The 23276-nt window shown below is 68.3% G+C and carries 20 protein-coding genes; 12 read left to right on the forward strand and 8 right to left on the reverse strand.

Features of this window, described 5'->3' with window-relative positions:
- Positions 1-42: 42 nt before the first annotated feature.
- From O1Q96_RS20510 to O1Q96_RS20520, 3 genes are all read right to left on the reverse strand, one after another.
- Entirely contained in the window at positions 43-951 is a 909-nt protein-coding gene (locus O1Q96_RS20510) for an RNA polymerase sigma-70 factor (protein WP_269249597.1), read from the reverse strand.
- The gene (locus tag O1Q96_RS20515; protein WP_269249598.1) at positions 948-2141 is read right to left on the reverse strand and encodes an NAD(P)/FAD-dependent oxidoreductase; all 1194 of its coding nucleotides are present in this window, start codon (positions 2139-2141) and stop codon (positions 948-950) included. The genes O1Q96_RS20510 and O1Q96_RS20515 overlap by 4 nt, the downstream gene beginning before the upstream one ends.
- A 208-nt stretch (positions 2142-2349) precedes the next feature.
- The gene (locus tag O1Q96_RS20520; RefSeq protein WP_269249599.1) at positions 2350-3042 is read right to left on the reverse strand and encodes a TetR/AcrR family transcriptional regulator; all 693 of its coding nucleotides are present in this window, start codon (positions 3040-3042) and stop codon (positions 2350-2352) included.
- Between the two features lie 82 nt (positions 3043-3124).
- Here O1Q96_RS20520 and O1Q96_RS20525 point away from each other — a divergent pair, with 82 nt between their 5' ends.
- Positions 3125-4252 (forward strand): FAD-dependent oxidoreductase, encoded by a 1128-nt coding sequence (locus O1Q96_RS20525; RefSeq protein ID WP_269253660.1) that lies wholly within the window; start codon positions 3125-3127, stop codon positions 4250-4252.
- Positions 4253-4379: 127 nt separating this feature from the next.
- Here the strand turns inward: O1Q96_RS20525 and O1Q96_RS20530 are convergent, their stop codons facing one another.
- The 4 genes from O1Q96_RS20530 to O1Q96_RS20545 all read right to left on the reverse strand — a co-directional run bounded on the left by O1Q96_RS20530 (position 4380) and on the right by O1Q96_RS20545 (position 8113).
- A complete protein-coding gene (locus tag O1Q96_RS20530) occupies positions 4380-4757 on the reverse strand; it encodes a toxin Doc (RefSeq protein WP_217458482.1) in 378 nt (125 codons plus the stop codon).
- Complete coding sequence (locus O1Q96_RS20535; protein WP_269249600.1) at positions 4757-4996, reverse strand: hypothetical protein; 240 nt, start codon at positions 4994-4996, stop codon at positions 4757-4759. Before O1Q96_RS20535 ends, O1Q96_RS20530 begins: the two co-directional genes overlap by 1 nt.
- A gap of 247 nt (positions 4997-5243) precedes the next feature.
- The gene (locus O1Q96_RS20540) at positions 5244-7556 is read right to left on the reverse strand and encodes an FdhF/YdeP family oxidoreductase (RefSeq protein ID WP_269249601.1); all 2313 of its coding nucleotides are present in this window, start codon (positions 7554-7556) and stop codon (positions 5244-5246) included.
- Positions 7557-7591: 35 nt separating this feature from the next.
- Positions 7592-8113 carry an SRPBCC family protein gene (locus tag O1Q96_RS20545; RefSeq protein ID WP_269249602.1) on the reverse strand — a complete coding sequence of 174 codons (522 nt, stop codon included), beginning with the start codon at positions 8111-8113 and terminating at the stop codon, positions 7592-7594.
- Between the two features lie 391 nt (positions 8114-8504).
- Between O1Q96_RS20545 and O1Q96_RS20550 the strand changes: the two genes are divergently transcribed.
- From O1Q96_RS20550 to O1Q96_RS20560, 3 genes are all read left to right on the forward strand, one after another.
- A complete protein-coding gene (locus O1Q96_RS20550; RefSeq protein ID WP_269249603.1) occupies positions 8505-9065 on the forward strand; it encodes a DM13 domain-containing protein in 561 nt (186 codons plus the stop codon).
- A 165-nt stretch (positions 9066-9230) separates the two neighbouring features.
- Entirely contained in the window at positions 9231-10562 is a 1332-nt protein-coding gene (locus O1Q96_RS20555; protein ID WP_269249604.1) for a sensor histidine kinase, read from the forward strand.
- A complete protein-coding gene (locus tag O1Q96_RS20560; protein ID WP_269249605.1) occupies positions 10559-11245 on the forward strand; it encodes a response regulator in 687 nt (228 codons plus the stop codon). The genes O1Q96_RS20555 and O1Q96_RS20560 overlap by 4 nt, the downstream gene beginning before the upstream one ends.
- 58 nt (positions 11246-11303) lie before the next feature.
- On the opposite strand, the gene O1Q96_RS20565 is transcribed toward O1Q96_RS20560, so the two are convergent.
- Positions 11304-12245 carry a TauD/TfdA dioxygenase family protein gene (locus tag O1Q96_RS20565; protein ID WP_269249606.1) on the reverse strand — a complete coding sequence of 314 codons (942 nt, stop codon included), beginning with the start codon at positions 12243-12245 and terminating at the stop codon, positions 11304-11306.
- A 679-nt stretch (positions 12246-12924) separates the two neighbouring features.
- On the opposite strand from O1Q96_RS20565, the gene O1Q96_RS20570 reads away from it, so the two are divergent.
- The 8 genes from O1Q96_RS20570 (at position 12925) to O1Q96_RS20605 (ending at position 23230) form a co-directional block, all read left to right on the forward strand.
- Positions 12925-14913 carry a sensor histidine kinase gene (locus tag O1Q96_RS20570; protein ID WP_269249607.1) on the forward strand — a complete coding sequence of 663 codons (1989 nt, stop codon included), beginning with the start codon at positions 12925-12927 and terminating at the stop codon, positions 14911-14913.
- A gap of 6 nt (positions 14914-14919) precedes the next feature.
- Positions 14920-15609 carry a response regulator gene (locus tag O1Q96_RS20575; protein WP_269249608.1) on the forward strand — a complete coding sequence of 230 codons (690 nt, stop codon included), beginning with the start codon at positions 14920-14922 and terminating at the stop codon, positions 15607-15609.
- Positions 15610-15752: 143 nt separating this feature from the next.
- Positions 15753-16784 carry a Clp protease N-terminal domain-containing protein gene (locus tag O1Q96_RS20580; RefSeq protein ID WP_269249609.1) on the forward strand — a complete coding sequence of 344 codons (1032 nt, stop codon included), beginning with the start codon at positions 15753-15755 and terminating at the stop codon, positions 16782-16784.
- 334 nt (positions 16785-17118) lie between these two features.
- Positions 17119-17355 (forward strand): hypothetical protein, encoded by a 237-nt coding sequence (locus tag O1Q96_RS20585; RefSeq protein ID WP_269249610.1) that lies wholly within the window; start codon positions 17119-17121, stop codon positions 17353-17355.
- Between the two features lie 187 nt (positions 17356-17542).
- Positions 17543-18634 (forward strand): hypothetical protein, encoded by a 1092-nt coding sequence (locus O1Q96_RS20590; protein WP_269249611.1) that lies wholly within the window; start codon positions 17543-17545, stop codon positions 18632-18634.
- A 723-nt stretch (positions 18635-19357) separates the two neighbouring features.
- Positions 19358-20464 (forward strand): FAD-dependent oxidoreductase, encoded by a 1107-nt coding sequence (locus O1Q96_RS20595; protein WP_269249612.1) that lies wholly within the window; start codon positions 19358-19360, stop codon positions 20462-20464.
- A gap of 166 nt (positions 20465-20630) precedes the next feature.
- Positions 20631-21263, forward strand: coding sequence for a DedA family protein (locus O1Q96_RS20600; protein ID WP_269249613.1), 633 nt, complete (start codon positions 20631-20633; stop codon positions 21261-21263).
- A gap of 152 nt (positions 21264-21415) precedes the next feature.
- The gene (locus tag O1Q96_RS20605; protein ID WP_269249614.1) at positions 21416-23230 is read left to right on the forward strand and encodes a PE-PGRS family protein; all 1815 of its coding nucleotides are present in this window, start codon (positions 21416-21418) and stop codon (positions 23228-23230) included.
- The last annotated feature ends 46 nt before the right edge of the window (positions 23231-23276 follow it).

Raw genomic sequence — 23276 nt, forward strand, 5'->3', positions numbered from 1 at the left:
GCGCGCGGCGGCAACAGAGGAGACAGGCAACCCGATCAGCGGTCAGGAGAGTTCGTGCAGAGTGCCGTCGGTGACGGCGTGGAGCTTGTCGGGATTGGCCACGTTGTGGATGGTCGAGATGCGGCCTTCCGGGTCGAAATCGAAGGTCAGTGTGGCGACCACTCGGTCCGGGCCGCGGAAGACCACGCCCGGGCCGCCGTTGATCCAGGTGAGCTCTCCCCGCATCTGTCCAGGCTCGATGCCCTGGTAGGTCACGGTTCCGAGTGCGGCGAACCAACCGGCCACGGTTTCCAGGCCCACAACCGGCTTGAGGGCCTGGCGGACCTTTCCGCCACCGTCGGTCCACAGCGTCACGTCCGGTGAGAGCAGCTCCATGAGGGTGTTGATGTCGCCGCCCGTCGCCGCCGCGAAGAAGCGCTCGGTGACGTCGCGTTGGCGGGATCGGTCCGCGGTGAAACGGGGCCGGCGGGCCTGGACGTGCGCGCGGGCGCGGTGCGCGGCCTGCCGAACCGCCGGCTCCGTACGTTCGACCGCCTCCGCGATCTCCCCGTAGCTGAAGGCGAAGACCTCCTTCAACACGAAGACCGCGCGCTCCAGGGGGCTCAGTGTCTCCAGAACGACGAGCAGAGCCATGGAGACCGAATCCGCCGCAGCGACGCCGTCGGCGGTGTCCGGGCCGGTGAGGATCGGTTCGGGGAGCCAGGGTCCGACGTAGGTCTCGCGCTGGTGGCGGGTCGAACGCAGCCGTTCCATCGCCAGGTTGGAGACGATCCGGGCCAAGTAGGCCTTGGGGTCGGCGACAAGAGAACGGTCGGCCGCCGACCACTTCAGCCAGGCGTCCTGGACCGCGTCCTCGGCGTCGGCGGCGGTGCCGAGGATGCGGTAGGCGACGGAGAAGAGCAGGGTGCGGTACTGCTGGAATGCGAGTTGGTCGGTGTCGGTCCGGGTCACTTGACGCTCCGTATCCGGGTGTAGCGGCCGCCGCGCGGCCAGAACGCGCCCGAGGCGGGCATCTTCTTCATGCGGGCGAAGGTCGGCCACGGTGCGGCGGTGACCGTCTCCTTGTACTTCGCGGCCCGCTTGCCGGTCAACACGATTCGGCGCGGGCTGTCGTCGGGGTGGGTGAACTGCACGACGGCGTCGTTGCGGCCCAGGCTGACAGGTGTGTGGTAGTAGCCGAAGCGGAAGGGCTTGGGCTTTTTGCCGGCCAGCACCCGCAGGATCGAAAGGGCCGCGTGTACCCCGGTGGGCATGCCGCCCTGGCATGTCCCGTGCATCACGCCGTAGCCCTGGCGGATCGCCGCCGCGTCGCCCACGGCGTAGACGTCCGGGTGGGAGACCGAGCGCAGCGCGCTGTCGGTGATCACACGGCCGCGCTCGTCGGCGCGCAGGCCCGCGGCGGCAGCCATCGGTGAGACGCGGGTGCCGCTGGTCCACAGCACCGCGGTCGCCTGGATGTTGGTGCCGTCCGCGAACTCGACGCTGTCCGGTAGCACCTTGGCCACCTCGACGCCGCTGAGTACCCGCACACCGAGCCGGTCGAGCGCCGCGGCCAGGTGGGCCTTGGCCTTCGGGTGCATTCTCGCGCCCGGCTCCTGTCGGCCCAACAGCACGACCTGGAGCTCCGGGTGCCGCTCGGCGATCTCCGCGGCGGCCTCGACGCCGGTGAGTCCGCTGCCGCCGACCACGACGGTTCCGCCGCCGGCCCGGGTCAGCCGGTCGGCGAAGAGGGCAGCGTCCTGAGGGCTGTTGAGGGTGTAGGCGTGGTCGTCCACGCCAGGGACGGAGACGGTGTCCGCGATGCTGCCCAAGCCGTAGACGAGGGTGTCGTAGCGCAGGACGCGGTCGTCGTCGATCCGTACGGTCTTCTCCTCGGCGTCGATGGCGGTAACCCAGCCGCGGACGAAGCCGGCGCCGGTGTTGTCCAGCAGTTCCGGGATGTGCATCTCGGTCGTGTCCTGGCCTGTGGCGGTCATGTGGAGTCGGAGCCGCTCGGTGAAGGTGTCATAGGGGTTGACCAGTGTCACTCGCAGGTCCCCACGCTTCCTTGTGCGGGCCGCGAGCTGCATCGTGGCGGAGAGCCCGGCGTAGCCGGCGCCCAGGACCAGGACCTCGTGCTGCTCCACTGCTGTCGCGTTCATCGCTCTGCTGCCTCTTTCGAGTCGGTCGTTCCCGCCGTGCGGACGACCACCAGACGCAAGCTGCCCTTCTGTTCGTGACATGGGGTGGATGTGACCCGCGTCATATCCTGAGTTGGGGTGGACGGGCGGCGTCAGTACTCCCGGGCACCGCAACGCGACAGGCGTTGAGGAACGTCCTTATGCCCTGGTGGCGAGCGATGCTGAGGGTTCAGCTGCCTTCGCGCTCACGATTCACTGCCTCAATACCGGCGAGGATGAGATCGACGCCGACGAGGAACTGCGCACGGTCGTCGTGTTCACGCAGGCGCTTCGCCGTGCTGTGTGCCCATGGGTGTCGGACGGGGTCGAGTTGGGCCCACTGCGCGGCGATGTCCGCGAGAAGGGCGTCTCGCTCGGTTTGGTTGCTCGCGAGCATGCGGGCGTTCGCAGCGTTCTGCCCGGCGACTCCGAGAATGTAGTTCATCAGCGCGCCTGCTGAGTCGAATATGGCCTCTGTGGGCACACCGAGTGCCTGTAGCTGCTCGCCGATGCTCTTGTAGACGTCCAGCAGCGTAGGTCGCCACGGCTCGCGGGTGAGCTGAGCGCCGACCCACGGGTGCGCATCGATTGCATCGAACAGGCTGAGCGCGAGGGCACGTAGCCCTTCCCGGGGCTTCGGATCGGTGACCGGTCCGGCTGCGACGCGGGTGATGACGTCGTCGGTGGCCGCCGCGAGCAGGTCGCTCTTGTTGGCCACGTAGTGGTAGATCGCCCCGTAGCCGGTGTTCAGGCGTCGGGTGAGCACGCTGAAGGTCAGCGCAGCCTCGCCGCCGGCGTCGAGGATCTCGATCGCGGCCCGGACGATCAGCTGTTTGGACAGCGCGTCAGTGCGTCGCTGTCGCCCGCTGTCCTTGGTCGCCATACGCTCATTCTGCCATGTTGGATTGTCGATCCAAAGGGGCTAGCTTGTTGGAGTGGCAATCCAGTCAACCTTGGAGAACGAGATGACGACACCGGTCACGGTCATTGGAGCCGGGCTCGGCGCCCTCACGCTGGCCCGCGTTCTGCATATTCGCGGCATATCGGTCAGGGTCTACGAGGCCGACGCCTCGGCGACCGCACGAACCCAGGGCGGCATGCTCGACATCCACCCCTGGAACGGCCTGCCGGCACTCGCGGCAGCCGGGCTGCTCGAGGAGTTCCGTGGCCTCGTCCTGGAGGGCCGTGAGTCCTACCGAGTCCTTGATCGGACGGGAACCGTACTGCTCGACCAGCCCGACGACGGGACGGGCTCGCGTCCCGAAGTGCAACGTGGTCAGTTGCGGCAACTGCTGCTCGACTCCCTCCCGGACGGCACCGTCCGCTGGGGTCACAAGGTCACTGGTGTGCAGCCCCTCGAAAAGGGCCGCCACGAGGTGCGCTTCGCCAACGGCAGCACGATCACCACGAGCTTGCTGATCGGGGCCGACGGAGCGTGGTCACGGGTCCGGCCGGTGCTGTCCGACGCCACCCCGACGTATGCGGGCGTCACGTCCGTCGAAACCTTCTTGTACGACGGGGCCGCCCGTCATCGTGCCGCCGCGGAAGCGGTGGGCGCCGGCTCGTTGTTCGCGCTCGCGCCGGGGAAGGGATTCTTGGTCATGCGGGAAGGCGATGGAACCCTTCACTCCTACGCGCAGCTCGTGAAGCCACTCGACTGGCTCGCCGACACCGATCTCACCGACGCCGCGACCGTGACGGCACGGGTCGCTTCAGAATTCGACGGCTGGGCCCCTCAGCTCACCGCGTTCCTCACCGACAGCGACACCGCCCCGTTCCTGCGACGTCTCTACACCCTTCCGCTCGGGCACCGCTGGGATCGAACGCCCGGGGTCACTCTGCTCGGGGACGCTGCCCACCTCGCAATCCCGAGCGGCGAAGGGGCGAATCTCGCGATGCTGGACGGCGCTGAACTCGGCCAGGCCATCGCCGCGCATCCTGACGACATCGAGAAGGCGCTGGCCGACTACGAGCAGGGCATGTTCGCGCGCGCCGCTGAAGCGGTGAGTGAAGACGTCTACGGCATGATGCTCGGTGACGACGCACCCCACAGTTGGGTCGCCATGATGAGCGAGGGCGAACAGCCGGCGTGAGGGCAGCTGCCGCCGACGGGTTCAGCCCTCGCGGTTGTTCACCGGGACGACCCTCCCCGCCCATGCCGGAAGCAATGACCAGGTGCGGAGGTAGCCACATGATCGGCTGGGCAGCTCCTGATCGGCGTCAGATCCTCCAGGAGCGCAGTGTCTCGGCGACCGCGTACACGCTCAGGCGGGTGTCGCGGACTTTGCGGACGAGGTCCGACAGGACCCCGTAGGGCGGGTCGATGCCTTCGCCGGACTGATCCATGTACTGGGCTGCGACAAACGCGGCATAAAGGCTGTTCCTGTGCGGCAAGGGCTCGAGGCGCACGATCGTGTGCAGAAGCGCGGCAGCGCGCCAGGCGGCGTCGGGGTCCGAGGACTCCAGCGTCGGCATGCGGGTCTTGTGCCGGGCGACGGCTGCGACCAGCGCAGAGTAGTCGGTCACCGTGACGTCCTCATGCTCCAGGGCGGCCTCCTGGACGTCGAGCAGCCATGAGACGTCGATATGAAGAACCATCAGGCGGCCGCGGCTCCATCGGCGCGCCGAGTCGGCGGGACCTCCTCGGGGAACGCCTCGTCGAACTCGCCGCGCAGCCTGTCGGCCCAGGCTGCGGCGCCGGCGACGAACTGCTTGCGGTGCATCTCGCGCACACCGAGGTCGTGGAGGTACTGCTTCAGGCTCTTGCCCTCAGCTGCGGCGGCCGCGCGGACGCCTTCCATTTCCTCGTCGGAGAAGGACACGTTGAGTGATGGCATACCTCGATGGTACCTAGTTGGTGCCAAGGTGGCCACTCTCTTCTTGTTCGGGCCATCGGGCCGGGCCATCGGGCGGGAGGGGCGCTCGGAATTCGACGCCCGCGCTGCAGCGTGAGTACGCGGGCGCCGACGGTGTCGTCGCCGACTGGCGGTGCGCAGGCCGTGCTCGTGTCCGACGAGCAGGGCCGCAGGAGCGGCTCAGGCAGACCCAGTGCTCGCCGCCGGCGCGGGTGGGGTCGGCTCGAGGTCAGCCCTGGGCTGTGTCCGGCCGCGGAGTCGCGGGTTCGAGTCGGACAACGATCCCCTTCGAAGTGGGTTGGTTGCTCTTGTCGGCCACGCTCTCCAGCGGTACCAGGACGTTCGTCTCGGGGTAGTACGCGGCGGCGCACCCCTTGGTGGTCGGGTAGGACACGACACGGAAATCTTCGACCCGGCGCTCGACCTGGTCGGACCACACGCTGATCAGGTCGACGTGCTGCCCCTCGGCCAGGCCGAGCTCCGCCACGTCCTGCGGGTTGACGAGAACCACCCGGCGGCTTCCACGAATGCCGCGGTAGCGGTCGTTGGAGGTGTAGGGGATGGTGTTCCACTGGTCGTGGGAGCGCAGCGTCTGCAGCAGCAGATGCCCCTCGGGGGCGTGCAGCATCTCCCAGGCGTTGGCAGTGAACAGGGCCTTGCCGACAGCGTTGTGGTAGACGCCCTCGTTGACCGGGTTCGGCAGCTGGATGCCTCCGGGGCGTGTCACGCGCCGGTTGAAGTCGTGCAGTCCGGGGACGATGCGGGAGATGTGGTCCCGGATTGTGCCGTAGTCGGCCTCGAACCGCTCCCATGGGATGTCGGCGGTGCCGTCGAGGGTGCGGCGGGCGAGCCGGCACAGAATGGCGACTTCGCTGAGCAGCAGTGGGGAGGCCGGCTCCAGGCGCCCGCGGGAGGTGTGTACCTCGCTCATCGAGTTCTCCACGGTGACGAACTGTTCCCCGTCGGCCTGGATGTCCCGTTCGGTGCGACCGAGGGTCGGCAGGATGAGCGCGGTCTCACCGCACACGGTGTGGGAGCGGTTGAGCTTGGTGGAGATCTGCGCGGTCAGGCGGCAGTTGCGCATCGCCTCTTCGGTGATCTCGCTGTCCGGAGCGGCGCGGACGAAGTTGCCCGCCAGAGCGAGGAAGAACTTGATACGGCCCTCGCGCATCGCCTTGATCGAGTTCACGGAGTCCAGCCCGTGGGGGCGCGGCGGATCGAAGCCGAACTCCGCCTGGAGCGCGTCGAGGAAGTCGTCCGGCATCTGCTCCCAGATGCCCATCGTGCGGTCACCCTGCACATTGCTGTGCCCGCGCACCGGACAGGCGCCGGTGCCTGCCCTGCCCACGTTCCCGCGCAGCAGCAGGAAGTTCACGATCTCCCGGATAGTGGGGACGGCATGCTTGTGCTGCGTGATGCCCATGGCCCAGCAGACGATGACGCGGTCGCTGCGCAGCACCTCGTCGCGGACCTGCTCCACCTCCTCGCGGGTCAGGCCCGTCGCGGCGAGGATGTCGTCCCAGTCGATGCCGCGGGCGTGCTCGGCGAACTCCTCGAAGCCCTTGGTGTCGGACTGGATGAAGTCGTGGGCGAGTACCTCGCCCGGCCGGGCGTCCTCGGCCTCCAGCAGCAACCGGTTGATCCCCTGGAACAGAGCCAGGTCACCGCCGTTGCGGATGTGGAGGAACCGGTCGGCGATCTGGATGCCCTGTCCGATCACCCCGCGGGCGTTCTGCGGATTCTTGAACCTCAGAAGTCCCGCTTCCGGCAGCGGGTTCACCGCGATCACTCGGGCGCCGTTGAGCTTCGCCTGCTCCAGCGCGGACAACTGGCGCGGGTGGTTGCTCCCGGGGTTCTGCCCAACCAGGAAGATCAGGTCGGCGTTGTGCAGGTCGTCGAGGCTGACCGTCCCCTTGCCCGTGCCCAGCGTCTCGTGCAGGGCGTAGCCGCTGGACTCGTGGCACATGTTGCTGCAGTCGGGCAGGTTGTTGGTGCCGAGCGCCCTGGCGAACAGCTGGAGGGCGAACGCGGCTTCGTTGCTGGCCCTGCCCGAGGTGTAGAACACAGCCTCGTCGGGGGACTCCAGGGACTTCAACTCCGAAGCCAGCAGCCCGAAGGCGTCGTTCCAGCTGATCGGCTCGTAGGAGTCGGAGCCCGGCCGCTTCACCATCGGTTCGGTGAGGCGGCCCTGCTGATTGAGCCAGGCGTCAGATCGCCGGCCCAGCTCGGAGACCGTGTGCTTGCGGAAGAAGTCGGCGTTGATGCGTCGCGTCGTCGCCTCGTCGTTGATGTGCTTGGCACCGTTTTCGCAGTACTCGTTGCGGTGCCGGTGGCCCGGCGAAGGGTCTGCCCATGCGCAGCCGGGACAGTCGATGCCGTCGACCTGGTTCATGGTCAGCAGCGTTTCCCCGGTGCGCCGGGGCGACGTTTCCTCCAGGGAGTACTCCAGCGCGTGCACCACCGCGGGTACACCCGCAGCCCACTTCTTGGGCGGAGAAACGGTCAGAGCCTCTTTCGGCTCATCGCCGGGCGCCTTCTTCATCAACTTGCCTCTCAGTCACGCTGCTGCCACTGGGATCAGCCGACGGGCCAGCAAGCGACCCGGCTCCGGTGCGGCTTCGGTTCCTCGGGCCGTACGCGTCCGTCGCGGATCGTGCCCCGCCAGGCCCCGCTCTCTTCGCCCAGCCCTTCGACGTACGCCTTGAAATGCCGCAGCTCCCCTTGCACCACACGGCCGACGAGCTTCAGGGCGCGGCCGGAGAGGGTTCCGGTGGCGCCGCGCGACTCGATGTGGATGCGCACCGTGATCGCCGCACTGTCTGCCGCGGTGGGCCGAAAGGACACCTCGCCCCGGTGCGGAAAGCTCCGGCCGAGACTGCGCCAGGCCACGTGAGAGTCGGGTTCCTGCTCCACGATCTCGGCCTGGAACTCGCGGTGCAGCGGTCCGACCGCGAGGGTCCACGTAGTGAGGGCGGGTCTGACCTGCTCGACCTTTTGCACCACACTCATGAACCGGGGAAAGCTCTTCAGCTGCGTCCACTGGTTGTACGCGGTACGTACGGGAACCGCGACCTCGATCGTTTCCTCAACGGTATGCATGGTCCACCTATCGTCAGGCGCCGCTTGTCCCAGTCTCACCGCACGTCCGACCGGTCGCCACACGCCACGTCTCCCGCCGCCGATGACCAGGAGTGACTGGGGTTGCCCCGACCTCTTGCGTGCCTGGTCCTTCCTCCGCCTTGTCCTGCGCCGGGCATCGGTTACCCCCCATCCGAGGTTCATAACGCGGGCTGAGACGTGATCCGATGGAGCGAGGGAGACCCCCCGGTACACCGCAGTGACTGCCGGGTCCTCAGCCGACTGGCCACGGATGTACGAGCACCCTTCGTGTCGGCGGCGTAAGAGTTTCGTCATCTCCCTCGGCCCACATGACGGCCGTCCGCCCCGTTGAATGGAGGGAGCGACGGAACTTTCAGGAAGCGAGGCGGGCATGGGGCGTGTGCGGATGTTAGTGGGCAGGCCACTGGTCATCGGGGTGCTGGCGGTGTCTGTCGCCGGTGCCGGATTCGGGCTGTACTGGTTCCAGCCGTGGAAGTTGTGGCAGGACCAGACGGTGGAGGAGGCCCTGCCCGGGGCTGTGAAGACCTCCGCTGCGCCCGTGACGGAGCCTTCCGCGTCCTCCACCCCGGTGCCCGTTCCGAAGACGCTGGCCGGCGGCGGGCTGATCAGCCACGAGCACACGACGTCGGGCACGGTGAAGCTCGTCCGGCTCGCAGACGGCTCCCACGTCGTCCGGCTGGAGAACCTCGACACCAGCAACGGCCCGGACCTGCGCGTGTGGCTGACCGACTCGCCGGTGAAGCAGGGAAGGGCGGGCTGGCACGTCTTCGACGACGGCGCATACGTCAGCCTGGGCAAGCTCAAGGGCAACAAGGGAAGCCAGAACTACCCCTTGCCCACCGACGTCGACCCATCCCGCTACACCAGCGTCAGCATCTGGTGCGACCGCTTCGACGTGTCCTTCGGAGCCGCTGAACTCGTTCGCGCCTGACGATGGCCCGGGGCTGCTGAAGCCTCCGACGCCCGACTCCGCGTACGTCGGGGCGTGGGGGCAGGCGTCGAGGTGCCGGGCCACATCAGGTACCCAGGTATGACCCAGTGCCAGGCCCCAGGTATGACGTCAGGCGTGGGGCCGCACCTCTAGGCTGATCGGGTCATGAACGCTCCGTCACCGCACATCGAGCCGCCCGCGGTGCGCCGCGGCGGCGTTTTCAATCGGCAGTTGCGCGCCCTCGTGCACGACCTGTCGCACCCGTCGCATCCCCCGACCCCGCTGCTTGCCCAAGCACACAGCCGGTTCGTGCGCAGGCTGCCGTACCAAGTGGCCGTCCTCTTCACCGCGATCCTGCTGCCGGTCACCGTGCAGGTGCTGTCCCAGGACTACCGAGTCAACGGCGGCATCGCCGGTGTGCTGGCGGTCGGGCAGGCAGCGCCGCTGCTGCTCGCGGTGACCCGCCCGCTGCAGGCGTGGTGGATCGTGTTCACGGCCGATGTCGTCGGCGCGCTCGTGCTGCTGACCGTCCCCACCGGCGTGATCGGGGACCGGTCCTGGCCGTGGACACCCATGATCGTCGTGGGCTACCTCCTGTTGATGCTGTCGCTCGGACTGCGCGAGCCCCGCCGTACCCTCATCGCCGTCTGGCTGGTCACCGGCGTGGCCGGACTGTGCTTCGAGCTGATCTCGCAGGATCGCAGCGACGGCATCCACGTGCTCCTGTTCGTGCTGAGCGGCATGGCTCTGCTCGTCGGGGGCGCGCTGCGCGAGAGGCAGGAGGCGCGGCAGCAGCTCGCCGAGCAGGAGACCATCAGCGAGACCGAGCGAGAGCGCCGGACCCTGCTGGAGGAGCGAGCCAGGATCGCACGCGAGCTCCACGATGTGGTCGCCCACCACATGTCGGTGATCGCCGTTCAGGCCGACAGCGCCCCGTACCGGATCGATGACCTTCCGTCCGGCGCCAAGGAGGAGTTCGGGAGCATAGCGGCGGCCGCGCGCTCGTCGCTGTCCGAGATGCGGCGGCTGCTGGGCGTACTGCGCAACGAGACCACCGACGGCGGCGAGCTCGCCCCGCAACCAGGACTCGACGACATCCCGAAGCTCGCCGAAGCGACCGAACGCGCTGGGGTGCCCACCGAGGTGCACGTCACCCGGGCCGGGTATTCGCTCCCGCACGCGGTGGAACTGTCCGTCTACCGCATCGTGCAGGAGGCACTGGCGAACGTGGTACGACACGCTCCAGGAGCGGTCACCCGCGTCCTCGTCGGCCTGGACGACGACGAGAACCTGACCGTAACCGTCATCAACGGGCCACCTCCGGTGGATTCCCCACCTCTGGAAAACAGCGGCACCGGCCACGGCCTCGTCGGACTGCGTGAACGTGTACGGCTGCTCGGCGGCACGCTTCACACCGGCCCCACCGCGGACGGCTTCCAGGTCCTTGCACGTCTGCCCCTCGACGGCCTCACCGAAAGGGAAACCCACAGCGCATGACGATCCGCGTGCTCATCGTCGACGACCAGGCCATGGTGCGGGCGGGCTTCGCGGCCCTGCTGGCCGCACAGAGCGACATCGACGTGGTCGGCGAGGCCGCCGACGGGAGACAGGGCGTCGCGATCGGCCGAAGCACGCAACCCGATGTGGTGCTGATGGATGTACGGATGCCTGAAATGGACGGTCTGGAGGCCACCCGGCAACTGCTCAGCCCTCCGGCCGGTCCCGATGCGGAGCACCGGCCCAGGGTGCTCATGCTGACCACCTTCGACGTGGACGACTACGTGTACGAGGCACTGCGCGCGGGCGCGAGCGGGTTTCTGCTCAAGGACGCTCCGCCCGCCGATCTGATCTCGGCGGTGCGGATCGTGGCGGCGGGCGACGCGCTGCTTGCACCGTCCGTAACGCGCCGGCTCATCGCCGACTTCGCCCTGCAGCAGCGCCCGTCACCGCGTAAGAACCCCCAGCTGCGCCTCAAGGCGCTCACCCCGCGCGAGACCGAGGTGCTTGAGCTGGTGGCGCGCGGGCTTTCGAACTCCGAGATCGCGGCGGCGCTGCTGCTCGCCGAGCAGACGGTGAAGACCCACATCGGACGGCTGCTCGCGAAACTCTCCCTGCGCGACCGTGCGCAAGCTGTGGTGCTCGCGTACGAGTCCGGTCTGGTCACCCCCGGCGATCGGTAGCCCCCGCCACCCATTCCCCCCAACACCGCCTCACGTAAGGAGATCCGGGCAGCAGTGTCTAGTACGGGCGGTCACCGGCGATGGCGACGCGTTCCGCCACTCGACGGTGCGAGCCGTAGTCGTTGACCGCGTAGTGCTGCGTGGCACGGTTGTCCCAGAAGGCGATGTCTCCCGGCTGCCAGCGGAAGCGCACCTGATATTCCGGAACGTGCGCCTGCTGTACGAGGTGCCGCAGCAGTGCGTCGCTCTCCTCGCGTGCCAGGCCGGTAATGCGGGTGGAGAAGGAGGTGTTGACGAACAGCAACGGCCGGCCCGTCTCCGGGTGTGTGCGTACGACCGGGTGTTCCACGGGCGGGAAGGTGTCCTGGAAGGGGGCGAGCCGCTCGGGCCCGTAGAAGCGTGTGAAGCCGGCGATGAAGTCGTGCACGGCGGTGGCGCCGTCGATGCGGTCCTTCACTTCCTGCGTGAGGTTGTCGTACGCGGCGGACATGTCCGCCCACATGGTGTCGCCGCCGAAGGGCGGGACCTCGCGCAGTTGGAGCACGGCACCGAGCGCGGGCCTTTCACGGAAGGTGACGTCTGCGTGCCACACGTTCTCGAAGGTCGGCGTGGCGCCGGCGCCTTTGTCGAAGCGCACCACGTCGGCGCTGGAACCGCGGGCGAGCAGCGGGTTGGTCTCCAACTCCCCCCAGTTGCGGGCGAAGCCGCTCTGTTGCGCGGACGTGAGGTGCTGTGCGCGGAAGAAGAGCACCTTCCATTCCAGCAGGGCTCGGCTGAGCTCTTCACGCAGGGCTGGGCTGAGCGGGCGCGCGAGGTCGAGGCCTTTGATCTCGGCTCCGATCGTGCAGCCCTGGGGGACGAGTTCGAAGTGGTCGTAGGGTCGTGCCTGCCAGTCCTCGGGCAGCCGCCTCAGCTCACGAACCCCCTCGTAGATCCCGCCGTCCGGTATGCGTGCTTCTCGCAGTGTCGGTGTGCCGGTCTGTGCCGCGGTCATCGTCATGAAGATCCTCCTCGTTCGCATGGCCCGACGGCAGTCCAGACAGACACGAGACGTGTGTGCCTGGGCGCCGCGAACGCGCGAGTCCGGCATGAGGAGTGGATGAATCAGTCGTTGCCCGACGGTGGGGACGGGCAAGAACGACGAGGTGTCCGGATTCCCCTGGTCATCATGGAGATGACCGCTCGACTGGACTGCGGCGCGGCGAGCGTCACGGCGAATGCCCGGCTAGCGCCCGGAGCGTTCGCACCCGGTCCGATTCGGGACGCGCGGAGGCCCCGTCATCACGTCGAACCAGTGCCCGGTCATGCCGATGAGTCTGCGAGGCCCGCTGCGCCGTGTCAACGGGGCCCCGGGGTACCGCAGTGGGGGACACCTGCCAGGTCACCGCCCGTGACGGTGTGACACGACGTGCTCCGCCCGGGGCAGTGCCGGGTGACGTTCAGCGCCTGCGAGGCGGCGACGACGGCGGTGACGAGATGGGGTCGCCGGCGCCATCGAGCTGCATGCCGCGAGCATCGTCGCGTCGCGGGAAGGTCGTCGTGCGGTGGCACCTACCTCGCCGCCGCCGGAGGGTGGTTGCCCCGGCGGCCGTCTCTATCGAAAGGTGGAGGCGGCCGGGGGCAGGTCGGTCCGGCGCAGGAGGTATCGGCGAGACGGCCCGTCGTAGGCTCATGCCCTCATGGAAACGTTACGGAACTGGCTGCTGCCCCTGGCCATCACGGCCTGCCTCCTGGTGTGGCCGGGACCGGAGGTCCTGGACGGCGGTCACGACGTCCTGCGTGCGGACCTCGAGCTCATCCTGGTGGTGGCGGCCGGGACGACCACCGCTCTCGGGCTGCGACGTCGGGTGCCGCTGGTGGCGCTGGCAGGGGTTGCCGTCTTCTACGGACTGGCCCTGTTCACGGTGGCCTCGGACACGCTCCTGGCGTTCGTCATCGTGGCCGACTTGGTGGCCGTGTACTCGGTCGCAGCCCGCACCACCCTGCCGGTGACCCTGCGCGCGGTCGGGGTCCTCGTCTGCTACCAGGGCATGGTCGACGTGTCCGTCGACGGCGCGAGCCTGCTGGCCGCTGCCGGGCTGCTCGTCTCTGTCGCGTTTCACCTGGGCGTTGTCGGGCTCGGCCGGGGCCGCGCCCACCAGTCGGCCGCACGAGCCCTGGCCGCCGCCCGGCTGGCCCGGGCCCGGGCCGAGGGGCAGGGCGCTGCGGCAAGTGAACGGCGCAGGCTGGCGCGGGAGTTGCATGACGTCAGCGCCCACCACCTCACCTCCGTGGTCGTCACTGCGGAGGCCGCCCGGCACCTCGCCGCCAGCCGCCCCGAACTGGCCGCCGAGGCCCTCGACTTCGCCGCCCGCACCGGCCGCGAGACGCTGACCACCGTGCAGCGTCTGGTCACTTCTCTGGGGACGGCCGAGGAGAGTGACGACATTCCACTGGGCCCCCGGATCGAGGAACTCGCCAGCGGCTTCATCCGCCTCGGGCAGCGAGTGGAGATCACGAGCGACGTGGGCGCGGCCACAGTCGGCAAGCAGGTGGCGGAGACAGTGTTCGGCATTGCCAGAGAGGCCCTGACGAACACGCTGCGCTACGCCCCGGGGGCGGTCGTACGCGTGGGCCTGCGGGACCTCGGCGACGGGTGGTTGGCACTCACCGTCGACGACGACGGAGGATCCCGTACGGACCAGGGGACCGGCGTACCAGGCGCCGGCCGCCGGGGCCTCGGATCGGGGCGGGGGACGACCGGTATGTGCGAGCGCGCCGAGGCGGTCGGTGGCACGGTGGCGGCCGGGCCGGGGCCGACCGGCGGCTGGTCGGTACGGGCGGAACTGCCCGCCCACCCGGGGCAGACGGCACGTCCCTCGACCGGGCGCGGCAGGGCGCTGGACTGGCGCCTCGCCTCCCACGCCCTGCTGCCGGCGGCCGGAATCGTCCCGGCGGTGATGCTGTTCACCGCGGAGCGTGACGCGCCCGGCCTGTTGTTGCTGAGTGCGCTGCTGATCGTGCAGTTGCTGCCGTTGCTGTGGCGGCGGTCGATGCCCTGGCCGGTGCTGGCCGCGTTGCTGGCGGGGGCCTGGCTGTGGCCGGTGGCGCCAGGCTCCGCCGTGGATCCCTGGCTGGCTCTGACCGCGGGCACTGGCGCTCTGGTGGGCGGGGTGTACGCGGTGGGGGCGTACGGCCGTGATCCCTGGGCGACTTGGGCATCGGTGCCGTTGGCTGTGCTGATGCTGGCCGGTGCGGTGACCGTGACCGCGGCGCGGGACGGCATGATCGACGGAGAGCCGGCCGGAGCTTTCACCGTGGGGGGCAGCGTGTTCGCCCAGGCGGTGATACTGCTGCCGTTGTTCGTCTGCGCGTGGCTGGCGGGCTTTCTCGTCCGGTCCCGGCGCGGGCGGATCGCCCGCCGCGAGGACGGCGAACTGGGCGCGGTTGTCCACGAGGCGCTGGCCGCGGCGCATGGGGAACGGCAGCGGGTCGCCGCCGGGCTGCGCGCCGCGGTCCTCGACCGGACCGCGGAAGTGGTCGGTGCCGCCGAGGAGGGCCGCCTCGACGACGTGGCCCCGGCGGCCCGTGAGTCGCTGGCGGCGATGCGTGAACTTCTGGGCAAACTGCGCGACGGCACCCCTGCCGACGTCCCGCTCACGATTCCCGCCGAGGGCTCGATAAAGTGACGCCCCATGACCTCACCCTCCACCCCCGCCCGGGTCCTGGTCGTCGACGACCAGGCCGTGGTCCGCGCGGGATTCGCGGCCATCATCGACGCGGAGCCGGACTTCGTGGTGGTCGGCGAAGCAGGTGACGGTGCCGAGGCGGTCACGCTGGCCGGCAGACTGACCCCGGACGTCGTCCTGATGGACATCCGCATGCCCGAGATGGACGGCCTCACGGCGACGAGCCTGCTGACCGGCCCGACATCGGGCCACGTACCCCGGGTCCTCGTCCTGACGACCTTCGACCTCGACTCCTACGTCTACGAGGCCCTGCGCGCCGGCGCCTCCGGCTTCCTCCTCAAGGACGCCCAGCCGGCCGAACTGCTCATGGCGCTTCGGGTGGTGCTCACCGGCGAGGCCATGCTGGCCCCCGCGATCACCCGCCGTCTCATCGACACGTTCACGGCCGCCGCCCCCGCACCATCGACTGCCCCCGCGGCCCTCGACGCTCTCACACCACGTGAACGCGAGGTCCTGTCCCTGATCGCGACCGGCCTGGCCAACGCCGAGATCGCAGCCCGCCTGGGCGTCGCCACGGGCACCGTGAAGACCCATGTCAACGCTCTCCTGAACAAGCTGGACCTGCGCGACCGCGTGCAAGCGACGATCTTCGCGTACGACGTCGGCCTGGTGCGGCCGAGACCGTCGTTCGGCTGACGGAGGCGGCGCGGCGCCGGTCGTCCAGCAGGGCTCCGGGTGTACCTCAGGGTGCAGGAGCGGATCCTTCCGTGGAGCGACGCGGTCTTCTGCCCTGGTCAGGGAGGCTGATACGCAGGACCAGGAAGAAGGGGAAGCGCCGTATGGAAGCGATCACGTCGCCCGACTGGAATATCGTGGGAATTCTGGGGGCAGCTCGGGGCGCGCAGGGGGACGCCGGGGGAGCCATCGGCACGGAGCATCTACTGGCCGGAATCACCACGGCCAAGGGACCGGCACGTGAAGCACTCGCGGATGTAGGTGCCACCAAGCTCGTGCTGCTGACGGTGTTGCGGAACAGGATGCACAGGGACGACGCGTGGACCGCCGGCGACGACGCGGACGCAGGTGTCGCGTCGAAGGACGTCCTGGGGGACGACGGTGATCAGCACACCCACTTCACGGGCGCGGCGGCCCGAGCGCTGAACGCCGCAATGGGACACGCGCAGCGGCAGGACGCGGTGAAGTTCGGCGCCGAGCATCTGCTGAGGGGCCTGCTGGAGGAGGACAACCGCGCTGTGGAGTTGCTGGGGGCGTGTGGCATCTCACCGCAGGCCGTACGGGCCCGCATGGATGGTGGCTCCGGGAGCCAGGTGGATGCCCTCAACCCTCTGCTGCACGCCACCCGTGACGTTCTCCTCGGCCGTAGCCACTACCGTCGGATGTCCTTCTGGATGCGGTGGATGATCAGACTGGGCGGCGTCAACTGGGCCTCCATGCCCGCAGGTTGGGTCAGGCAGGAGTCCTACGAGCAGGCGCGTCGTCTCGGCCACGGAGTGGTGGGCACCGAGCATGTACTGCTTGCGATCGTGGCCACCCACGAGGTCGCACTCCAGTACCCGCATCTGTCGGGGGAGAGCGTCCCCGGCCAGGAGTCCCAGTACGCGGGCGGCGAGCGACTGGCACGCCTGGGCATCGACTACGCCATGGTTCACGGTGCGCTGACCACCAATGATCGCGTTCACCTGACGGCCGACGCCCGGCCCGCTGAGCAGTACATCGACGAATCCGCGGGTCCGAACCTGGTGGGTACGGCCGATCCGGGCACCGGCCCGCTGGTCGAGACCCTCCTCAAGGAGGAGACACGCGCACGGCAGTTGATCGACGCGCTGACCACCACCACGCAGTCACAGTGAGCCATCGCGGGGCATTGGATGACTGTTGATCCCCGGTCCGCGGCCTGATCAGGCCTGTCCAATGATCAGCGGCTCGAGACAAGGGGTGGACATGGGGAGTGGCAGATTGAGACAGGCGTTTCCGGTCATCAACGATGACACGGGTGGGTGCATTGCGGGGGGAGATGAACAAGGAACTGTGCGTCGATGTCGTTTCTGTTGGATTGTCGCAATTCGTAAAGAAGGCTGAGGGGCAGGTCTCGTTCTCTCTGTACGCCTACAAGGACAGTGAGGCAGCTGCTGCCGCGTACGGCGCGTATCGGAACAGTCTGAAAAGAGGCAGGCCACGCGGGAGATGAGGGAGGTATCGGTTGGCTCGATCGGGGAGCGGCGTGCCGCCCGGCGCGGCACGCTGAAGGCAGCGCAGAAGGACGCCCAGGTGGATGTCGAGATCTTGGTGGGCACAACCGTGCTGAGCGTCAACGCAGTCGGCGCCAAGTACACGAGCGATGACCGGGCCAGGGGCTTTGCCAGGATGCTGGTCGAGCGTTCCCAGCGGGCGCAGGCCGAAGCTGCCCGGCAGAGGGTCTGACGCGGATCCGGTGCTGGGGGATGAGGTGTTCCGACTGCTGCTTGACGGCCGGCCAGGTCCCCTTGCACACGCGACTGGTGGTGCCGGATTCCTGGCCGCGGCAGGATGTCTCGCGCGCTCGGAGAAGTCCTGGGAGTCCCTACGGAGGGCACCCTGCACAACGCCAACCAGCAACTTGCGCCCGGATATGCTGACGACTCTGGTACCGGGGGTGGGGGCAACGGTGGTCGGTAGCTATGACGGTGTGCGTCAGGTGCGCGTGCCACCGCGCCTGGGAGCAGTCGTCGCTCTGGCACCGGTGCGCGATGGTGAGCGGCCGGCGTGGCTGGCGCTGGGCGAGGACGGAACGATCAGCCGGTGGGACGTGGCAACCGGTGATCACGAGGCTGTCGGGACCACGATCGTTCCGGAAGAACCCGACCACGAACCATTTGACGGTCGCCTCCTTCGCAGGCGCCTGCACGCCTCCCACGACGGGATGTTCGCCGCGGTGGTCAACGACTACGGGCGGTTCGGTGAGGTGATCGACCTGCGGACCGGCGAGGTCACGCTGGCCTTGGACAACCAGGGTTACGAGGAAGAGACCGTGCCGTTCTCACTGGCGTTCGGGCAGAGCCTTGGACGTTGCGTCGTGATCCACCGCACGGACTGGAACCGGCTGGACGTGTCGGACGCGGAGTCAGGGGTCCTGCTGACGGATCGGTCGTTCCCTGCGCCCGCAGACGGAGATTCCCTGCCGAAGCATCACCTCGACTACTTCCACGGCGCACTGTATGTCAGCCCCGATGGCAAGCGGATCCTGGACGACGGCTGGATATGGCATCCGATCGGCTTCCCCTCCGTATGGGACCTTGCCCCATGGATCGAGAGCAACATGTGGGAGTCGGAGGACGGCCCGAGCCGGGTCGATGTGTGCGGCCGAGCGGACTACTGGGATCACGGCATGACCTGGATCGACTCGGTCCGGGTCGCCGTGGAGGGAATCGGCGATACCAGCAGTACGATGCGGCAGGGGGCGCGGATCTTCGACATGAGTCGAACCGGTGAGAACGGAATGGCCGCTGAACTCCTTGCGTTCGAGGGCCCCACCGGGCCCTTCTTCAGCGATGGAACCCACCTGTTCAGTTGCGGCGACGCCGGACTGTCGATGTCGATATGGGACCCGGTCGAGGGGAAGCTCTTGGGCGTCGTCCCCGGCATATCCCCCACACATCACCACCCGGGCGCCCGGCAGTTCCTGCAGCTCGCTGACGGCGTGGTCCGTCTCTGGACTGCGTGACCGGTGGTGGCGCTCGGCTCGACGGGACGTCGAAGCGTCGTGTCCACCGGTCTTCGCTGCGAAGTGGGGCGGCAGCCCTCAGCGGACGGCGTCCGGGTGACCAGCGGCCCGGCGCTCCTCTCGTTCCGGAAGTCGCACGAAGCTCCGGGGCACCGCGTTGCCGTGCCCGACAGGCCGCGGCTCGTAGTGGTCGGTACAGGTAGGGCCTCTTCGTGATCGGCACGCTTGCGTGGCAGCGTCTGCGCGGCCCGAGTGAGGTGGCCGAGGTCGGCTTGGCGGCGAGCTGCCGACGCTTCTGAGGCGTGCACTTGAGGCTGCGCACAGCTGTCCACGCAGGCGGCGCGGTGGTGACTCGCCCGCCATGCTCGATGCAGCGCAGGGCACGGCCGCAGCCAGAACAACCGCCTTCGCGAGCTCTCCGGTCCAGGACGGTCCCTCCGTGTGCCGCCGCGGACGAGCAGCGTGCTGCCGCGCAAGTGCCGGGCGTCAATTGCATGAGAGTAAATGCCTCATTGATTACATTGCATTTGAAGTCAACGATGGTCTGCTCGTAGTGTCGAGACGTGCTTCGGCGCCGCACTTCGGTGGCAGAGAAGATTCTTGCCTGCCGTACAGGTACTCCCCGACGAACCGGCAACTGAGCTGTCGTCGGGAGCCTTTGGAGGCCCTTCCAGTGGGCGGAAACTCCGGCACCCCCTGTCCATCGCATGAAGGAGTACAGAAGTGTCGACGAATACCACGGTGATAGTCGGCGGAGGCCTCGTAGGACTCACCACCGCCGCCTCCCTCAAACTCATCGGCCACGACGTCATTGTGCTGGAACAGGCCCCGCAGGTTCGAGCCGTCGGTGCCGGTATCGGCCTGTGGGCCAACGCGTTCAGAGAGTTCGACCACCTCGGTATCGGTTCAGCAATCCGCGACATGGGCGTCGAACAGAACACGTGGTTCTTCAACCCGGCCGGCGATCCGGTCCGCGCTCCTGGTTACACCGACAGTGATCACCAGTTCCTGCTCGTGCCGCGCGCAGAGTTGAACAACCTGTTGGCCGACACCGTCGGTCGCGACCGAATCCGCCTCGATGCCCACGTGACCGGATACACCGAGACCGAATCCGACGTCATTGTGCACCTCGCCAATGGCGAGACACTTCGTACCGACCTCCTCATCGGTGCCGACGGCGTCTACTCACACGTGCGCAAGCAACTGGTACCGGGGAGCGACGCCGTCCCGCACTTCGGGCACCACGCCTGGCGCGCGATCGTGCCGACCGGCAGCCAGGACTCAGAATCCACCGTGCTCACCGTCGGCAGCGACCGGACCCGCGGCGGGTACGCGCGAATCGATCGTGACCGGACCGTATGGATGGTCAACCAGTTCGATGCCGGACCGCTCACCGGAACCAAGCGTGAACGGGCACTGCAACGAGCACGGAAACTGGCTGAGGTGGGATGGAACGCCGATCTCCTGTCCATGATCGCCGAAACGCCGGAGGAATCCATCCTGGAGAACCAGGTCACGCTGGTCCCGGAGCTGCCCCACTGGACCAGCGCGCGCGTCGCCCTGATCGGCGACGCCGCGCACGGACTGTCCCCCCACATCGCCTCCGGCGGCACGCTCGGTATCGAAGACGTCGGCGTACTGCGCAGCAGCCTGTCAGCCGAGGACGACCTGGAAAAGGCCCTCACGACCTACGAGCAAGCCCGCCGCGCCCGCTTCGAGACGGTACGCGAGCACTCCGCAGCCATCGAACACGCCGGTGACGCAGCCGAATTCGCACAACGCTATGCCGCGTTCAGTCATTGGATGCTCACCACGGCACCCAGCACCTGACATCACTCAGCAGGACAAGCCGCTCACTGTGCGGGCGGGGCGCGCCACACCAGCGCGAATCTGGACCAAGCCCTGGGGACTGACCATCCGCCACCCAGGAGCCCCTCCATCAATCAAGGGATCAGCTGTGAAATTCCATACTCGTATTGCAGGGGGCGGGCAGTAAATGCCGGACTGGATAGGCCTCGCAGAGTCCTTACTGGCGTCTCCCGCTCTATACGCCGTACTCATCGCGGTTTCCTTACTCGACTCCTTCCTCCCGTTGATCCCGAGTGAACCCGTCGTGATCCTCGCAGGCGTCGCCAGTGCAACCGGGCAGGCGAATATCATGCTCGTCATCGCCGCTACGACGGCCGGTGCCTTTCTCGGCGACCTCGTCCCCTATTCCATCGGCAGGCTGATGGGGGAGCGGGTGGTCAAGCGTCTGCCAGTGGGGACCAAACGCCGGTCCGCATACGACTGGTTCGATCGAGAACTCGCATCACGCGGCGGCTTTGTACTCGTCTCCACTCGGTTCATTCCGGTCGGGCGCTATCTTGCTACGGGTACGGCGGGCGTGGTGCGGTATCCGCTGCGCAAGTTCATGCTGTACGTTGCACTTTCCACCGCTACATGGAGCGCCTACACCGCCCTGTCGGGGTATCTAGGGGGCGTCTTCTTCCAGGAGAACACTCTCCTCGCCATCGCCGTCGGTGTCGGGCTCGCATTGGTCGTAACCGGCGCGGTGGAGGTTTCACGACATGTTCGGCGCCGCAGGAATCCTGTCGCGTCGGATGACATGGCTGCCGGACACCGCTGAACTGCCGCACCGGCACCGAGAATGCCTCGGGGCGTGGGGCGGAGACCAGGCCCCGAGGACATCGGATCCTGCCCCGCAGGCCCTTCCGCCGGGACAAGAGCCTCGCCTGCAACGGGTAGGCAGACCACTCCAGTGACCAAGGAGGACCACCTGTGCGCTCCGTCGATCGGGAGCACCGTCAGGCCGGTGAGCGGACATCGGGCGCGTCGCGCCAGACACCCCCGCCCACGGCCATGAGCAGTGCGTGGGTACGGCATCTGCAGCGAGTGGCCGCGGACGGTGCCACCTCGTCGCCCTCCGGAGCCGGCCGGGAGGCCGAGGTTGCCGACCCGCCCCGGGTGCAGCGGGCCCCGGTGGACGAAGGCCTGCAGTCGTCGTCACGGCCCCACGACCCCGCAGACCCGCACGCCGGTCAGGTGTCCGTCCAGCGGATGCACCAGAGCGCCGGGACCGAGGACCCTGCCGTCGAGCAGGCCGGGCAGCAGGCCGAGGGGGCGGAGGCCATCGCCCGCCTGAGCCAGTCGATCGAACAGCACACGGTTCAGAGCAAGATGAAGAAGAGCGTCTTCGCGCCGGGTACCTGGTGGCCCGAGCAGTGGATGGTCGAGGGCCCGGCCCGGCTCAGGAAGATCCTTGACCGGCGGGTGATGCGCGGCGAGGCCTTCAACAACCAGGACCTGGACGACATCAAGCACCTCTCCGCGGTGAACGCGCAGTGGCTCGAGAAAGTGGGCATCGGCACCTACGAGCAGGCAGAGAGCTACACGAAGGGCCGGTTCGACGACTGGTTGACGCTTCCTGCGGGCAAGCGCGTCCTCACAGCCACCCTGGCCGTCCGCGCCAACCACCCGGCCGTGCGGGAGGCGGGCCGGAGCACGCCGATCTCGCCGGACTACACGCTTGGCCGGTTCATGCTCACTCAGGCGCCCAGCACCTCGCCGGAGGAGAAGCAGGACCTGGAGCGGGAGCGCGACGAGCAGATCCGGGAGACGGCCATCGACACCCTGCACCCGGCCGGGATCGCGCCCGAGCGCCTGCACCCGGACGGCATCCCCGAGACGGGCCCCACGACGGGCAAGGGCAAGGGCAGGAGTACGGCACCGGACTTCGTGGCGAAGGACGCGCGGGCCCGCGAGATGCTCACCAAGGTGCTGCTCATCCTGCAGAACGGGCTGAAGCTGTACGACCCGGAGGCCGGGGCGCACGCAGCCGACTACGAAAAGGACGTCATCCGCGCCCTCGCCCACGGCGGACGGGTCAACATCCGTATCCCCGCGCTGAGTTCCGCGGCCGAGCCGGCCTACTCGCTGCCGGAGTTCCTGGGCGTGACGCAGGACGACCGGACGAACACCCTCGCGGGGGATGTCGTCGACCGTGGCTTCGCCACGCACCGTACTTCCATCGGGGCCAACAAGGAGGGCAAGCCCGGCGCGTTCAAGGAGAAGGGCGGCGTTGGCGCATCGCTCACCAACATGGTTTCCGTCGGCGCCGACCGCCCCGACCTGTGGGGTCAGGACATCTCCGGTGGCGGCCTCGGCTCCAAGGACTGGAACGGCGACGTGGTACCGCCGAACGGGTCGTACGGCCACATGTTGCTCGTCCATCACCGGCCGACCACGAAAAGGGACGGCTCGCTGCAGATCGGCATCGAGACCCTCGCGCCGGACGCCCCCAGCCTGGTGGGTTACCAGCGCGACTTCCGCTCCACCGAGGCCACCGCCAACCCGGAGTCGGTTCTGCACGGGCACAAGGGCGACAAGGTCGGCTCGGGCGGGCTGGGCAAGAACGAACGCCTGGTCGAGCTGGGGGAGTTGGGCAAGGCTCACGCCAGCGGGAACTGGCGCACCTTCTTGGACGAGATCAAGAAGCAGTGGGACGCCGCACTGGCGGAGACCGAGGACGGCTCCCGGGAACGGCGGGCCCTGTACCAAGGCTTGGTCGGCCCACGAGCACAGCCGAAATCCTGACGAACGGCGTTCGGCTGCCCGAAGGATCCGCCCGCAGGCAGGTGGG

Origin of the sequence: Streptomyces aurantiacus (assembly GCF_027107535.1) — a bacterium.
In the GTDB taxonomy this organism is placed as follows: domain Bacteria; phylum Actinomycetota; class Actinomycetes; order Streptomycetales; family Streptomycetaceae; genus Streptomyces.

Bases quoted from the DNA above. Each gene is read 5' to 3' on its own strand.
- O1Q96_RS20515 (WP_269249598.1), bottom strand. From the start codon at position 2,141: ATGAACGCGACAGCAGTGGAGCAGCACGAGGTCCTGGTCCTGGGCGCC.
- O1Q96_RS20520 (WP_269249599.1), bottom strand. From the start codon at position 3,042: ATGGCGACCAAGGACAGCGGGCGACAGCGACGCACTGACGCGCTGTCC.
- O1Q96_RS20525 (WP_269253660.1), top strand. From the start codon at position 3,125: ATGACGACACCGGTCACGGTCATTGGAGCCGGGCTCGGCGCCCTCACG.
- O1Q96_RS20530 (WP_217458482.1), bottom strand. From the start codon at position 4,757: ATGGTTCTTCATATCGACGTCTCATGGCTGCTCGACGTCCAGGAGGCC.
- O1Q96_RS20535 (WP_269249600.1), bottom strand. From the start codon at position 4,996: ATGCCATCACTCAACGTGTCCTTCTCCGACGAGGAAATGGAAGGCGTC.
- O1Q96_RS20540 (WP_269249601.1), bottom strand. From the start codon at position 7,556: ATGAAGAAGGCGCCCGGCGATGAGCCGAAAGAGGCTCTGACCGTTTCT.
- O1Q96_RS20545 (WP_269249602.1), bottom strand. From the start codon at position 8,113: ATGCATACCGTTGAGGAAACGATCGAGGTCGCGGTTCCCGTACGTACC.
- O1Q96_RS20550 (WP_269249603.1), top strand. From the start codon at position 8,505: ATGGGGCGTGTGCGGATGTTAGTGGGCAGGCCACTGGTCATCGGGGTG.
- O1Q96_RS20555 (WP_269249604.1), top strand. From the start codon at position 9,231: ATGAACGCTCCGTCACCGCACATCGAGCCGCCCGCGGTGCGCCGCGGC.
- O1Q96_RS20560 (WP_269249605.1), top strand. From the start codon at position 10,559: ATGACGATCCGCGTGCTCATCGTCGACGACCAGGCCATGGTGCGGGCG.
- O1Q96_RS20565 (WP_269249606.1), bottom strand. From the start codon at position 12,245: ATGACGATGACCGCGGCACAGACCGGCACACCGACACTGCGAGAAGCA.
- O1Q96_RS20570 (WP_269249607.1), top strand. From the start codon at position 12,925: ATGGAAACGTTACGGAACTGGCTGCTGCCCCTGGCCATCACGGCCTGC.
- O1Q96_RS20575 (WP_269249608.1), top strand. From the start codon at position 14,920: ATGACCTCACCCTCCACCCCCGCCCGGGTCCTGGTCGTCGACGACCAG.
- O1Q96_RS20580 (WP_269249609.1), top strand. From the start codon at position 15,753: ATGGAAGCGATCACGTCGCCCGACTGGAATATCGTGGGAATTCTGGGG.
- O1Q96_RS20585 (WP_269249610.1), top strand. From the start codon at position 17,119: ATGAGGGAGGTATCGGTTGGCTCGATCGGGGAGCGGCGTGCCGCCCGG.
- O1Q96_RS20590 (WP_269249611.1), top strand. From the start codon at position 17,543: ATGCTGACGACTCTGGTACCGGGGGTGGGGGCAACGGTGGTCGGTAGC.
- O1Q96_RS20600 (WP_269249613.1), top strand. From the start codon at position 20,631: ATGCCGGACTGGATAGGCCTCGCAGAGTCCTTACTGGCGTCTCCCGCT.